A 13478-nucleotide genomic window follows, 5' to 3' on the forward strand; every position below is an offset into this window, starting at 1 on the left:
GCGATTGGAAAGGCTCGCCCACTCCTGGGGCGTGAACAGGGTCTTGGGATCGATGCGGGTCGCCACGGCCATGGCTCATCATGCCATGAAATCCGGCGCCGGGGTAGGATGACGCCGCGTCAGGTTTGCGGGCGCCGGCTAGCCAGGGCGCGCAACGCGGTCTCGCTGGCCGCATCGGCCGGATAGAAGAACTCGATCCGCAAGTCGTCGGCGGCGGTGTCGTGCGGCGCGCCGAACTGGGCGATGGTGGAGACCAGGTCCACGGACAGGGCCGGCGTCCGCACCTGCAGGATCAGGGCTGCGCCCATGGGCTGGACGGCGTGGAGCTGCGCTCCCTCCGGAGTCAGGGCTGACAGGGCCGCGAGGGTGGCGTCCAGCTCGGCGCGCATGGGTCCCGGCGGCGCCCGCCAGGCCTCGGCCTCGGCCAGGGCGACAAAGTGCAGCGCTAGCTGCGGCCAGTTGGCCACGGACGTGCGGAAGGCCTCGCTCGTCGCTGCGGCGCGCATCAGGCTGACGGCCGGGTCCAGCGCCCCATCGCCAATCAGGGCGCCGAACAGGGCGAGCGCCGGCGCATTGCCCGCCAGCGGCCGCCAGGCCCGGTCCACCGCAAAGGCCGGAAAGGGCTCGTGGGCGGCCAGCGCCAGCTCCGTCACCCGCCGGATCATGGCCGCGGCCTCGTCGCCGAAGGCGTGCTCCCCGTGGGCCGGGGCGAAGCCGGCCGCTAGTAACAGGGCGTTCTCGTCCTTCAGGGCCAGGTCGAGGGCGGCGGCCAGCCGCCCGACCATGTCCCGGGAGGGGCGCGTGCGGTTGGTCTCAAGAAAGGAGACGTGCCGCTGAGAGACGTCGGCGGCCAGGGCGAGGCCGAGCTGGGAAAACCCGCGCGCCCGGCGCAGGCGCCCCAGCATGGCCGGGAAGTCGGCCAGCGTCCGGACGGCCGGCGAGGGGGCGGCTGAAGGGGCCATGCTGGGCTCTCCGGCTTTTCAGGTCAGGCCAGCGCTGTGGCGCGGCGCAGGGCGTTGGCCTCGAAGACGGCGAAGACAGCCACAGCCACGCCGACGACAATCACGGCGGCCAGGCCCATGCCTGTCAAGGCGGCCGCGAACATCGGCGCCAGCACCAGGGTCGCGGCGACCCAGGCCATGTCGGCCCAGAGGATGACGCGCAGGGCCGTGCGGGGCGTTTCGCGTCGGGCCGCCACCAGGCCCACCGCGATGGCGAAGACCGTCAGTCCGACGCCCAGGATGCGCAGGGCGAGCACGGCGGCGGGGGTGGACGCCTCCAGGAGGACGGGGGCCAGAAGCTGGGCGTCAAGGACGCAGGCCAGGCCGATCAGGCCTGAGGCGATGGCGTTGATGGTGAGGACCTTGGCGGCGCGCATGGCGGGCTCCCTGGGGCTTTGGATCGCAGCCGGTCGCTGCGAGACAAAGCTTCGGCCGGCCCAGGGTCGCCCTCAACGACCCGGCAGGTAATCATCGCCTCAGAACAGGCCCTGCGGCCCCAACCACGCGCCGGCTGCCAGCGCCAGGAACAGCAGGAGGCCCGCCACGGGGTTCGACTTGAACAGCGCCAGGGCGCCTTCGGGATCTTCCACCCGCACCTTGGCCGCCTGGTTGGAGAGGTGCAGGCCAAAGAGCGCGGCCGGCGGCAGGAAAAGCGGGCCGAGCCCTGCGGCCCAGGCGGTGACCAGGGCCAGGACGAAGGCCGCCACATAGAAGACCAGCACGCCCTTGGGCGTGGACGCGCCCAGCCGGCGGACGGAGGACTTCACGCCCGCCAGGGCGTCGTCCTCCAGGTCCTGGATGGCGTAGATGGTGTCATAGCCCAGCGTCCAGAAGATGCCGACGGCGTAGAGCAGCAGCGCCGGCCACTGCAGGCCCCCGGTCGCTGCGGCGAAGCCCAGGAGGGCGCCCCAGTTGAAGGTCAGGCCAAGCCAGGCCTGCGGCCACCAGGTGATCCGCTTCATGAACGGATAGGCCGCCACCAGGACCAGCGAGCCTCCGCCCAGGGCGATGGCGAAGGGCGGCATGACCAGCAGGATGGCCAGGGAGACGAGGCAGCAGCCGATGACGAAGGCCCAGGCCTGGCGCACCGTGATCTGGCCCGAGGGGATCGGCCGACCCGCGGTGCGCGAAACCTTGGCGTCGAAGTCCCGGTCGACAATGTCGTTATAGGCGCAGCCGGCCGCCCGCATCAGGGCTGCGCCCACGAAGAAGGCGATCAGCCAGCGCCAGTCGGGAAGCTCGCCCTTCATGGCGGCCGCCAGGGTGAGTCCTTGCCAGCCCGGCAGCATCAGCAGCCAGATTCCAGTCGGGCGATCGAAACGGCCGAGCTTGAGCCAGGGCCTCAGGGCGGCGGGCGCGCGGCGGTCGACCCAGTTGGCGGGGGCCGCGTCAGGCAGGGGGGCGATCATGCCCCCGGTCCTACCAGATCGTGTCTTCGGCGCCTCAGTGAAAGCGGTTGGTAAAACGATGTTCAACGCGCGGTTGACTGCGATTCCCGCCCCGCCTAGCTTCCGGCCGTCCACCACCCGCGACCAGACAGGAGGGTTCGCATGACAATGCATCTTGCACCGAACCCCCACCGCTGCGTCGCCGCGACCCGAACCTAGCTCAACCTTCGAGCGGAACTTCCCGGGCCGGCGCCTTTCTTGGCTCCCGCCCTCAGGAAATTCCCCGTGTTCGTCCGCATCCGCCGGGACGTCTGCTTCCGGCTCTCTCCGCATTCCGCCCTGATCCGCGCCCCATTGGCGCGCCTGCGGCCTTGCGCCCTTTCCGCCGGTCCCCGGACCTGCGGTCCAGATTTTTGGCCTCTCCGATGACCAGCGAATTCTTCGACGAAGACGAAGGCGTCACCCGCCCCCGCCCCCTGGGCAATATGCAGGTGATCGGCTTCATGTGGCGCCACTGGATGGTGGACAAGCCGCGGTTCTTCACCGCCGCCTCCCTGTTCCTTGTGGGCACGGCCTGTGACCTGTCCATCCCCTGGGCGGCCGGGGCCCTGGTGGACGCGGTGTCCTCGCCCGACCGGCTGACGCAGGCCGCGTGGACCGCCTGGGCGGTGCTGACCGGGCTCTATGTGGTCTATTACGGCGTCCGCACCACGGGCTTCCGCATCCTGAACGGCTTCTACGCCCGGATCATGGAGCGGATCGTGACCCAGGGCTTCGAGCGGGTGCAGTCCTTCTCGTCGGACTGGCACGGCTCCAACTATGCCGGCGCCACGGTGCGCAAGGTCTCGCGGGCCATGTGGGGCTATGACAGCGCGTCCGACGCCCTGCTGTTGATGCTGATGCCGACCCTGATCGTGCTGGCGGGCCTGGCGGTCTCCATGACCGTGCGCTGGCCCCTGGCAGGCCTGTTCACGGCCACGGTGGTGATCATCTTCGCGGTCTATAACGTCGTGACCGCCACCTACTATGTGCGGCCGGTCAACCTGGTCTCCAACGCCCTGGACTCCCAGATCGGCGCCTCGCTGGCCGACGCCATCGGCGCCAACCCTACGGTCAAGGCCTTCGGCGCCGAGGCCCGCGAGGGCCAGCGGTTCGCCGGCACGGTGGCGGAGTGGCGAGTGGCGGTGATCCGCACCTGGAACCGGTTCAACCTGGTGGGCCTGGGGCAGAACGTCCTGCTGGTCATCCTGCAGGGCGGGCTGACCGGGCTGATTCTGTGGGCCTGGACGCAGGGCCAGGCCACGGCCGGGGACGTGGCCTTCGCCATCACCTCCTTCATGCTGATGGCTGGCTATATGCGGAACTTCAGCGAGATCACCCGCATGCTGCAGAAGGGTCTCGACGATCTGCTGGACGTGGCGGTCTATATGCGCACCGACCCGCAGCTGGCCGACAAGCCCGAGGCTCCGCCCTTCCAGGGTCTGGAGGGCGCGGTCACCTTCGACCGGGTGAGCTTCGGCTACGCCAACCAGGGGGAGCGGCTCTATCAGGACTTCAGCCTGGCCATTGCGCCCGGCGAGCGGATCGCGCTCGTCGGCCCCACGGGTTCGGGCAAGTCGACCTTCGTCAAGCTGCTCCAGCGGCTGCACGACCTGGACGGCGGCCGCATCCTGATCGACGGGCAGGACGTGGCCCACGTGACGCAAGGGTCACTTCGCCGGGCCATCGCCGTGGTGCCGCAGGATCCGTCGCTGTTCCACCGCAGCATCGGCGAGAACATCGCCTATGCGCGGCCGGACGCGACGCCGGACGAGGTGGCCCTGGCCGCCCGCCGCGCCCGGGCGCACGACTTCATCGCCCGCCTGCCCCAGGGCTACGAGACCCTGGTGGGCGAGCGGGGGGTCAAGCTGTCGGGCGGCGAGCGGCAGCGGGTGGCCATCGCCCGGGCCTTCCTGGCCGACGCGCCGATCCTCGTTCTGGACGAGGCCACCTCGTCACTGGACGTGGAGACCGAGCGCGAGGTCCAGGCGGCCACCGAGGAATTGATGGCCGGCCGCACCACCATCGTCATCGCCCACCGGCTGTCGACGATCCGCAGCGCCGACCGGATCCTGGTCTTCGACCGGGGCCGCATCATCGAGGAGGGCCGCCACGGGGAGCTGCTCGCCCGCGGCGGCGCCTATGCCCGCCTGCACGCCGTCTCCGAAGCCGCCGAATGACCGCCAGATCGAGAAGACCATGACCGAACACTATGACGACACCGACGATGTGGCCGAACGGACCCTCTCCAACCGCCAGGTGCTGGGCTTCATCGGCGCCTTCTGGCTGCGGCGGCCGGTCCTGTTCTGGACCTCGGTCGCCCTGACCCTGGTGGCCATCGGCTTCGACCTCGCCCTGCCCTGGGCGGCGGGCCGGCTGATGGACATCGTGGCCGCAGGTCCGGATCAGGCCGACCTCGCCTGGCGGGCCTGGGGGATTTTCATCGGGGTCTTCCTGGCCTTCACCGTGGTGCGCAACATCGCCTTCCGGTTCTGGAATCCGATGGCCGCGGCCAATATGAAGGACATGACCGACGAGGGCTTCCAGCGGGTCCAGTCCTATTCGTCGGACTGGCACGCTAACACCTTCGCCGGCTCCACCGTGCGGCGGCTCAGCCGCGGCATGTGGGGCTATGACATGGTGTCGGACGCCGTGATCCTGTGGCTGGGACCGGCCCTGATCGTGCTGATCGGCCTGTCGGTGATGATGATCGCCCGCTGGCCGATGGTGGGCTTCTTCTCCCTGGCGGTGGTGATCCTCTATCTGGTCTCCAACCTCTGGCTGACCACGGTCTATGTGCGCCCGGCCAACCTGAAGTCGGTGGCCCTGGATTCGCGGATCGGCGGGGCCCTGTCGGACTCCATCGGCTCCAACCCGACGGTGAAGGCCTTTGGCGCCGAAGCGCGGGAAGATGCGCGGATCGGTGGCGTCACAGCCCTATGGCGGCGGGCCACGCTCACCACCTGGACCCGGTTCATCAATGTCTGGCTGTGGCACAACCTGATGCTGGTGGGCTTGCAGGCCGGCCTGACGGGCCTGCTTCTGCGACTATGGTCGCAAGGGCAGGCCAGCGCCGGCGACGTGGTGTTCGCCATCACCGCCTTCATGCTGATGAGCGGCTATCTGCGCAATCTGGGGGAAAACATCCGCATGATGCAGAAGGGCCTCGACGACGTGGAGGACATCGCCCGCTACGCCGTCACCGAGCCCGAGGTGGCTGACGCCCCTGACGCCACGGTCTTCCGCGGCGAGCGAGGGGAGATCGCCTTCGACCGGGTGACCTTCGGCTACAAGGCCGCAGCCGGTCCCCTCTATGAGAACTTCACCCTCATCGTGGCGCCGGGGGAAAAGGTCGCCCTGGTGGGCGCGACGGGGGCGGGCAAGTCCACCTTCGTCAAGCTGCTGCAGCGGCTCTACGACGTGCAGTCGGGGCGGATCCTCATCGATGGGCAGGACATCTCCAAGGTGAGCCAAGCCTCCCTGCGCCGGTCCATCGCGCTCGTGCCCCAGGACCCGGCCCTGTTCCACCGCACCATCGCCGAGAACATCGCCTATGCGCGCCCCGACGCCCGTCCGGAGGAGGTGGCCGCCGCGGCCCGTCGCGCCCGGGCGCATGACTTCATCATGCGTCTGCCCAAGGGCTACGAGACCCTGGTGGGCGAGCGCGGGGTAAAGCTTTCGGGCGGCGAGCGCCAGCGGGTGGCCCTGGCCAGGGCCTTCCTGGCCGACGCCCCCATCCTGGTGCTGGACGAGGCCACATCGTCCCTGGACGTGGAGACCGAGCGGGACGTGCAGGGCGCCATGGAGGAGCTGATGGCCGGGCGGACGACGATCGTCATCGCCCACCGCCTGTCCACCATCCGCGGGGCCGACCGCATCCTGGTCTTCGAAGGCGGCCGTGTGGTGGAGGAGGGTCGGCACGCCGAGCTGGTGGCCAAGGGGGGCGCCTACGCCCGGCTGCATGCCGTCACCGAAGGGGTCGGCTAGGTTGTGCGTGACGGGGCGGGCTGAATAGGCCACCGTCTGTCCGCTCGGGGTGGGGCTCTGGATGATCGGAGCGCCCCTTGAGCTATGCCGACAACGTCGTGCGCTGGTTGCGTGAACGGCTCGACCGGGACCCGCCGCTAGCCCAGCCTCGCGAACTGACCCTGGCCCTGCGCGTCCTGGCCCTGTGGCGCGCCTCGGTGATTGTCGACGCTTTCGTGGCGCATCACGGGCGGGTCGTGCTGCAGGGCCCCTTCGCCGGCATGGCCTATGTGGAGGGCGCGACAGAGGGCGCCCTGGCCCCGCGTCTGCTCGGGACGTACGAGGCCGAACTTCACCCCTACCTGCTCGGCCTGGCCGCCGAGGGCCTCGACCGCGTCATCGATGTGGGCAGCGCCGAGGGCTACTACGCCGTCGGCATGGCGTTGTTGGCCGAGGACGCCCAGGTCTACGCCTTCGACACCGCGCCCAAGGCCCGCGCCGCCTGCGCCCAGATGGCCGCTCTCAACGGGGTCGCCGACCGAGTGGTCATTGGCGAGACCCTCAAGCCTGAGGACCTCGAGGCCTATGGGGGCCCACGAAGCCTGGTCCTGATGGATGTGGAGGGCACCGAGGAGGAGCTGCTGCGCCCCGATCTCTCGCCGGTCCTGGCTCACACCCATATCATCGTCGAGGCGCATGAGGTCTATCGCCCCGGCGTGGCCGCCCGCCTGACCGAGCGCTTCGCCCCGACCCACCATGTGAGACGCTTGGCGCTCGTGGGGCGCACCCTGCCGTTGCCCGACTGGCTGACGGCGTCGAACCATCTCGATCAGCTGCTGGCGGTCTGGGAGTGGCGGGTTGGCCCCACCCCCTGGCTGGTCATGCGCCCGAAGTCGCTCAATCCCTGAACGCGGATTCCAGGGCCGGCGCGAAATCCCCGCGCGGCTCGACCTTCACCTCGGCCAGGCCCAGCCAACCCGCCATCAACCGCAGCTCGGCGGCCAGGCGCCCAGGGGTGTCGAGCGTGGCGTCCGGCTCTGCGTGGGTCGCCATCACCCGCAAGACGCCAGCCTTGCGGTCGGCCTTCAGATCCACCCGGGCGGTGATCGCCTCATCCTCCAGGAAGGGCAGGATATAATAGCCGTGGGTGCGCTTCTCGGCCGGGGTGTAGATTTCCAGCCGGACCCGCACCCCGAACAGCCGCTCCGTCCGTTCACGGAACCAGATCAGGTTATCGAAAGGCGACAGCAGGGCTGCGCCGCCGATCCGCCGGGGCTTGCGGGCGCCCGGATCGAGATAGGCGCCCTGGCCCCAGCCGCGGACGGTGACGGGAACCAGGTCGCCGGCCTCCACCAGTTCGGCGATCCGCGCCCGGGTCTCGGCCGGCGCCATGCGGAAATAGTCGCGCAGGTCCCGTTCGGTGGCCACGCCCTGCGCCCTGGCGGCGATGCGCACCAGCTCCCGCTGGGCGTCCTCGCGGGCGGGGGGCGGCGCCCCATGGAGATCGGCCGGCAAAATCTCATGCGGCAACCCGTAGACCCGCTCGAAAGTCACCCGCCTCGTGGCGGTGGTCAGGCGGCCGGTCCAGAACAGGCATTCGGCCGCCCGCTTGGCCTCGCTCCAGCCCCACCAGCCGCCGGCGCCCTTGACCCCCAACTCCAGCTCAGAGGCCGAAAGCGGGCCGCGCTCGGCCACCGCCGCCAGGGCGCGCTCCATCAGGGCGGGGTGTTCGCGCAGGAACCTGGCGACGCCTTTCCACACCCCCACCCCCTCGCGGGCGTCCTCCATCCGCCATCGCAGCAGGGGCTGGGCGGCCAGGGGCAGGAGCGAGGCCTCATGCGCCCAGTACTCGAAGAAGGCCGGCCGCTTGCCCCAGGCGAGGTTTTCCAGAGCCTCCCGTGGGTAGGGGCCGAGCCGAGAGAAGAAGGGCAGGTAGTGGGTGCGCGACACCACATTGACCGAGTCGATCTGCACCACACCGAGGCGCGCCATGACATCGACCAGATGGCGCCGCCCTGCCGCCTGGGGCCGCGCCCGGCCAAAACCCTGCGCAGCCAGGGCGATGCGGCGGGCCTGGGCGGCGCTCAGCTGTTTTAGGGGCGCAGGGGCTGGGGGCAAGTTCGGTCGGTCAGGTCAGCGCTCGGGCCATTCGGCCCTGAGGTCGCCCTCAGGCCGAGGCGGCGACGCCCCTGTCTCGCAGATCAGGGCCGGGGGTGGGAAGCGCATCCACGCAGTCCAGGCGCCGGTTGCGCCGCCGGCCTGAACAAAGGCGACAGGGTCGCCCGCGTGGCGCACGCGCTCAGTCTCACTGGATAGGGACACGAAGGCGAGGCTCCACGCCAATGGTTTCAGGCGGCAGTCTAGCCGCCTCCCGAAATCCTAATCCAACGAAATCGGCTAGTTGCAGAGCCGGCCGTCGGTGAGCGCAGCGATCTCGAACCGGAAAAGCACCTCCGGATCGGGCGCCTCCACCGTCCTGGCCACCGCGGCCGGCGCGAGCGTATTCACCAGGTGGCGGATGACGTTGAGCCGCGCAGTCTTCTTGTGATCGGCCTTCACGCAGACCCAAGGCGCCAGGGCGGTGTCGGTGCGCCGCAGCATCTCGTCGCGGGCGGTTGTGTAGTCGTCCCAGCGGGGCTGGGCGAAGTCGTCCAGCGGGCTCGACTTCAGCACCTTCAGCGGATCGTCCTTGCGCTCGGCCAGGCGCTGCGCCTGTTCGGCCTTGGTGACATCCATCCAGATCTTCACCAGCCGGATGCCGGACCCGACCAGCATCTCCTCGAACAGGGGAACCTCGCGCAGGAAGTCCTCCTGCTCGGCCGGGGTGGAAAAGCCCATCACCCGCTCGACGCCAGCACGGTTGTACCAGGAGCGGTTGAAGATCACGAACTGGCCGCCGGCCGGCAGGTGGCTGACGAATCGCTGGAAGTACCACTGGCTGTTTTCCACGTCGGAAGGCTTGGACAGGGCGACGACCCGCGTGGCGCGGACCGACATGTGCTCGGTGATCCGCTGGATGGTCCCGTCCTTGCCCGCCGCGTCACGGCCCTCGAAGATGACCAGCACCTTCTCGCCGTTCGCCAGGGCCTGCTGCTGCATCTTGACCAGGGCGAGTTGCAGGCGAGGCAGGGCCGCGTCGTAGGACTCGTTCGATTTGGCGGTCTTGTCGGACTTGCTCATGGCCAACCCTACGCCGGCCGCCCGCGATTGCGCCATGGCCTATGCGGCCCCGGCGATCGCCCGCTAGAAAGCGCATCATGATCCGTCTGTTCGTCACCCACGATCTCGCGCCGGGCGCCAGGCTTGGCCTCAACCCCGACCAGAGCCGCTATGTGGTCGCCGTCATGCGCCGGGCCGCCGGCGATCCCCTGCTGGTATTCAACGGCCGCCACGGGGAATGGCGCGCCGTCGTCGCCGAGAGCGGCAAGCGCGGCGCGGTGCTGGAGGTCCAGGATCAGACAAGGCCGCAGGCCGTTGGTCCCGACCTCGATCTCATCGTCGCCACCGTGAAGCGTGCGCGGCTCGAGACGATCGTCGAAAAGGCCTGCGAACTAGGCGTGCGGCGGGTGCGGCTGGTGATCACCGAGCGGACCAATCCCGATCCCATCCGCTTGCCGCGGCTGAACGCCATCGCCGTCGAGGCCGCCGAACAGACCGGCCGCATCGACCTGCCGGAGATCGACGCGCCCGTGCGGCTGGCCGATCTCCTGGACGCCTGGGAGCCGTCGCGGCGACTGCTTTTCTGCGATGAGGCGGGCGACGCGCCGCCGGCGCTGCAGGCCCTGAAGGACCAGCCCCAAGGCCCCTGGGCGGTGTTGATCGGCCCCGAAGGCGGTTTTTCGCCGGCCGAGCGCGCCCGGCTGCGGGGGCTGGATCAGGCCGTCGCGGCCACGCTTGGCCCCAGAATCCTGAGGGCTGACACCGCGGCGATCAGCGCGTTGACCCTGTGGCAGAGCGTCTGCGGCGACTGGGGTGATTGCGTCACGCCGCGATAGGGGCCATTGCGGATCGCCATCGTTGCGCCCACTTCAGCGAACGGCGTAAAGATCGCCGCCGCTTGGGGCCTGGCCCGTGGCGAGAATATGGTCGGGCTGGGGAGAGAGACATGGCCGACGTCATTTGCGACGAGCGTCCCTTGGTGTTCGAGGATCTGGTCGCCTGGTTCGCCGACGGCTCCAAGGCCAAGGCCGACTGGCGCATAGGCGCCGAGCACGAGAAGTTCCCCTTTTATCTCAAGGACCATTCGCCGGTTCCCTATGAGGGGCCAAACGGCATCCACGCCCTTTTGACCGGCCTGATGCGGTTCGGCTGGCAAGGGGTGTTCGAGGGCGACACCCTGATCGGGCTGGAGCGCAACGGCGCCAATGTCAGCCTGGAGCCCGGCGGGCAGTTCGAACTGTCGGGCGCGCCGCTGCGCGACCTTCACGAGATCTGCGACGAGACCGGCGGCCACCTGTCGGAGGTCAAGACGGTCGCCGATGAGCTTGGCCTGGGCTTCCTGGGTCTCGGCTTCACCCCCACCTGGACGCGGGACCAGATCCCCGTGATGCCCAAGGGCCGCTACAAGATCATGCGCGCCTATATGCCGAAGGTCGGCGGCATGGGCCTGGACATGATGTTCCGCACCTGCACCGTGCAGGTGAACCTGGATTTCGGGTCCGAGGCCGACATGGTCAAGAAGTTCCGGACCAGCCTGGCCCTGCAGCCCGTCGCCACGGCCCTGTTCGCCAATTCGCCCTTCACCGAGGGCAAGCCCAATGGCTTCCTGTCGGCCCGGGCCAATGTGTGGACCGATGTGGACCCCGACCGGACCGGCATGCTGGACTTCGTCTTCAAGGACGGGTTCGGCTTCGAGACCTATGCCAACTATGCGCTGGACGTGCCGATGTACTTCGTGAAGCGCGAGGGCCGTTACATCGACGTGGCCGGGCGCTCCTTCCGCGAGTTCATGGAGGGCCGGCTGCCAGAGCTGCCCGGCGAGCGGCCGACCATCAAGGACTGGGCCGACCACGTCACCACCATCTTCCCCGAGGTGCGGCTCAAATATTATCTGGAGATGCGCGGCGCCGACGCTGGCCCCTGGAGCCGTCTCTGCGCCCTGCCGGCCCTGTGGACCGGCCTCCTCTATGACCAGGCGGCCCTCGATGCGGCCTGGGATGTCTGCAAGGACTGGTCGGTGGCCGACCATGAAGGCCTGCGCAGCCAGTCGGCGAAACTGGGTCTCAAGGCGCAGATCGACGGCCGCATCCTGCAGGACGTGGCCAAGGACGTTCTGGCCATCGCCCGCCAGGGTCTCAAGGCCCGCAATCGCCTGAGCGGCGGCTTGGTCGATGAGACGGGCTATCTGGCCGAGCTCGATGAAATCGCCGACAGCGGCAAGACCCCGGCCGAGCGGATGCTCGACCTCTATCACGGCGCCTGGAAGGGCGACGTCTCGAAGGCCTACGAAACCCTGGCCTTCTGAGGGGAGGCTCCGACCTGGCGGCCATGAACAGCCGCCACCGTCAGACAAGTGACGCATCCGTTCGCTAGAGGTCACCGCCATGACCCAGCCTCGCCGATTCGCCCGATTCGCCCTCCTCGCCGCCTTCGCCGCGGGTTCGGCCCTGGCCCATGAGAGCCCCGACCACCAAGCAACCAGGCTGGTGGCCATGGGCGCGGTCGCCGATGAAGCCGCCGCCGTTGATCCGGCGGCCCGCCACTGGCTGGCCGGCGACCACCATGTTCACAGCCGCTACAGCGTCGGCTGGACGCCCGATCCGGCCGGCGGTCCGCCCCAGCCGGAAATCGCCGGCGACGCCATCTATCCGATCCCGACCAATGCGGCCATGGCCGCCCGCTATGGCCTGTCCTGGATGGTCTCCACGGATCACGGGGGGCCCAACCACTCCAAGGTCAACCGCGACCTCGCCTATCCGGAGCTGGAGCGCGCCCGCGCCGAGGTCCCGGGCCTCATCCAGTTCTACGGCATGGAGTTCGACACCCCCGGGGCCGATCATTCCAGCCTGATCATTCCTCACACCCCTGATGAGCGCGATGTGCTGGAAGGGATCGAAAGCCGCTTCGCCAAGCGGGAGCCCTGGCCGGCCGACCTGTCCTGGGACACCGAGCCGCGGATGCTCGAGGCCCTGCGTCACATGCGCCAGATCGAAGCGCCGCCGGTGGTCATCGCCAACCATCCGTCGCGGTCGGCCACGGGCGTCGGCGAATGGGGACAGGACCGGCCCGGCGAACTGCGTGACTGGAACGACGCCGCGCCCCAGGTGGCCATCGGCATGGAGGGGGCGCCCGGCCACCAGGCCGCCGCCCTGCAGCCGGACGGCGCCATCGATCCGGAGGGCGCGCGCGGCGGCTATCGCAACAGCCCGACCCTGGGCGGCTTCGACCAGATGACCGCGCGTCTGGGCGGGTTCTGGGACTCCATGCTGGGCGAGGGGCGTCGCTGGTGGGTGACCTCAACCTCGGACTCCCACCGTCACTACACTGATGGCGGCAGTGATTTCTGGCCGGGCGAATATTCCAAGACCTATGTGAAAGCCGTCCGCAGCCACGCCGACATCCTGGACGGCCTGCGCCATGGGCGGGTCTTCGTCACCACCGGCGATTTGATCTCGGAACTGGACGTGACGGCCCAGGCGGGTGGCCAGACGGCTGAGATCGGCGAGGCGCTCAGGCTCGCTCCGGGAACCGATGTGGTGGTGACCATCCGGGCGCGCGATCCCGCCGCCGCTAATGCGGCCGGGCGGACGCCGCAGGTGGCGCGCATCGACCTGATCGTCGGGGACGTCACCGGGCCGGTCGCCGATCGTGCGGCGGCGGCCAATCCGACCACCCGCGTCGGGCGACGCTTCACCGCCGCCGACTGGCGCAGGGACGGCGAGGATATCATCGTCACCCACACCCTGAGCGGCCTGACGGGCGACGCCTATATCCGTGTGCGAGGGACCAGCGGGACCGAACTCGAACCGCAGCCGGACCCGGCGGGCGAGGACCCGTGGTCGGACCTCTGGTTCTACGCCAATCCCATCTTCCTGGAGATCGCGCCCGCTACGCCCTGAGACGCCGCGGCGCTCTCAGGAAGAGC

At 69.4% G+C, this 13478-nt stretch carries 11 protein-coding genes; 6 read left to right on the forward strand and 5 right to left on the reverse strand.

The window, feature by feature from the left end; genetic code table 11:
• Positions 1 to 119: 119 nt before the first annotated feature.
• The 3 genes from V7702_RS05600 to ubiA form a co-directional block, all read right to left on the reverse strand.
• Positions 120 to 962, reverse strand: a complete 843-nt coding sequence (locus V7702_RS05600) for a helix-turn-helix domain-containing protein (RefSeq protein ID WP_335649154.1) — start codon at positions 960 to 962, stop codon at positions 120 to 122.
• Between the two features lie 23 nt (positions 963 to 985).
• Positions 986 to 1378 (reverse strand): hypothetical protein, encoded by a 393-nt coding sequence (locus tag V7702_RS05605; protein ID WP_335649155.1) that lies wholly within the window; start codon positions 1376 to 1378, stop codon positions 986 to 988.
• A 99-nt stretch (positions 1379 to 1477) separates the two neighbouring features.
• Positions 1478 to 2410, reverse strand: coding sequence for a 4-hydroxybenzoate octaprenyltransferase (gene ubiA / locus V7702_RS05610; protein ID WP_335649156.1), 933 nt, complete (start codon positions 2408 to 2410; stop codon positions 1478 to 1480).
• Between the two features lie 404 nt (positions 2411 to 2814).
• On the opposite strand from ubiA, the gene V7702_RS05615 reads away from it, so the two are divergent.
• The 3 genes from V7702_RS05615 (at position 2815) to V7702_RS05625 (ending at position 7302) form a co-directional block, all read left to right on the forward strand.
• A complete protein-coding gene (locus tag V7702_RS05615) occupies positions 2815 to 4608 on the forward strand; it encodes an ABC transporter ATP-binding protein (RefSeq protein WP_335649157.1) in 1794 nt (597 codons plus the stop codon).
• 19 nt (positions 4609 to 4627) lie between these two features.
• Positions 4628 to 6415 carry an ABC transporter ATP-binding protein gene (locus V7702_RS05620; protein ID WP_335649158.1) on the forward strand — a complete coding sequence of 596 codons (1788 nt, stop codon included), beginning with the start codon at positions 4628 to 4630 and terminating at the stop codon, positions 6413 to 6415.
• A gap of 77 nt (positions 6416 to 6492) precedes the next feature.
• Positions 6493 to 7302 (forward strand): hypothetical protein, encoded by an 810-nt coding sequence (locus V7702_RS05625; RefSeq protein ID WP_335649159.1) that lies wholly within the window; start codon positions 6493 to 6495, stop codon positions 7300 to 7302.
• On the opposite strand, the gene V7702_RS05630 is transcribed toward V7702_RS05625, so the two are convergent.
• Positions 7292 to 8512 carry a winged helix-turn-helix domain-containing protein gene (locus V7702_RS05630; protein ID WP_335649160.1) on the reverse strand — a complete coding sequence of 407 codons (1221 nt, stop codon included), beginning with the start codon at positions 8510 to 8512 and terminating at the stop codon, positions 7292 to 7294. The genes V7702_RS05625 and V7702_RS05630 overlap by 11 nt on opposite strands.
• A 279-nt stretch (positions 8513 to 8791) precedes the next feature.
• On the reverse strand, positions 8792 to 9574 hold the full coding sequence (gene ppk2 / locus V7702_RS05635; protein WP_335649161.1) for a polyphosphate kinase 2: 783 nt from the start codon (positions 9572 to 9574) through the stop codon (positions 8792 to 8794).
• Between the two features lie 77 nt (positions 9575 to 9651).
• Here ppk2 and V7702_RS05640 point away from each other — a divergent pair, with 77 nt between their 5' ends.
• From V7702_RS05640 to V7702_RS05650, 3 genes are all read left to right on the forward strand, one after another.
• Complete coding sequence (locus V7702_RS05640; protein WP_335649162.1) at positions 9652 to 10389, forward strand: 16S rRNA (uracil(1498)-N(3))-methyltransferase; 738 nt, start codon at positions 9652 to 9654, stop codon at positions 10387 to 10389.
• Positions 10390 to 10499: 110 nt separating this feature from the next.
• On the forward strand, positions 10500 to 11858 hold the full coding sequence (locus V7702_RS05645) for a glutamate--cysteine ligase (protein ID WP_335649163.1): 1359 nt from the start codon (positions 10500 to 10502) through the stop codon (positions 11856 to 11858).
• Positions 11859 to 11937: 79 nt separating this feature from the next.
• Entirely contained in the window at positions 11938 to 13452 is a 1515-nt protein-coding gene (locus V7702_RS05650; protein ID WP_335649164.1) for a phosphoesterase, read from the forward strand.
• Positions 13453 to 13478 lie beyond the last annotated feature (26 nt).

Source organism: Phenylobacterium sp. (assembly GCF_036963605.1).
Lineage (GTDB): Bacteria > Pseudomonadota > Alphaproteobacteria > Caulobacterales > Caulobacteraceae > Phenylobacterium.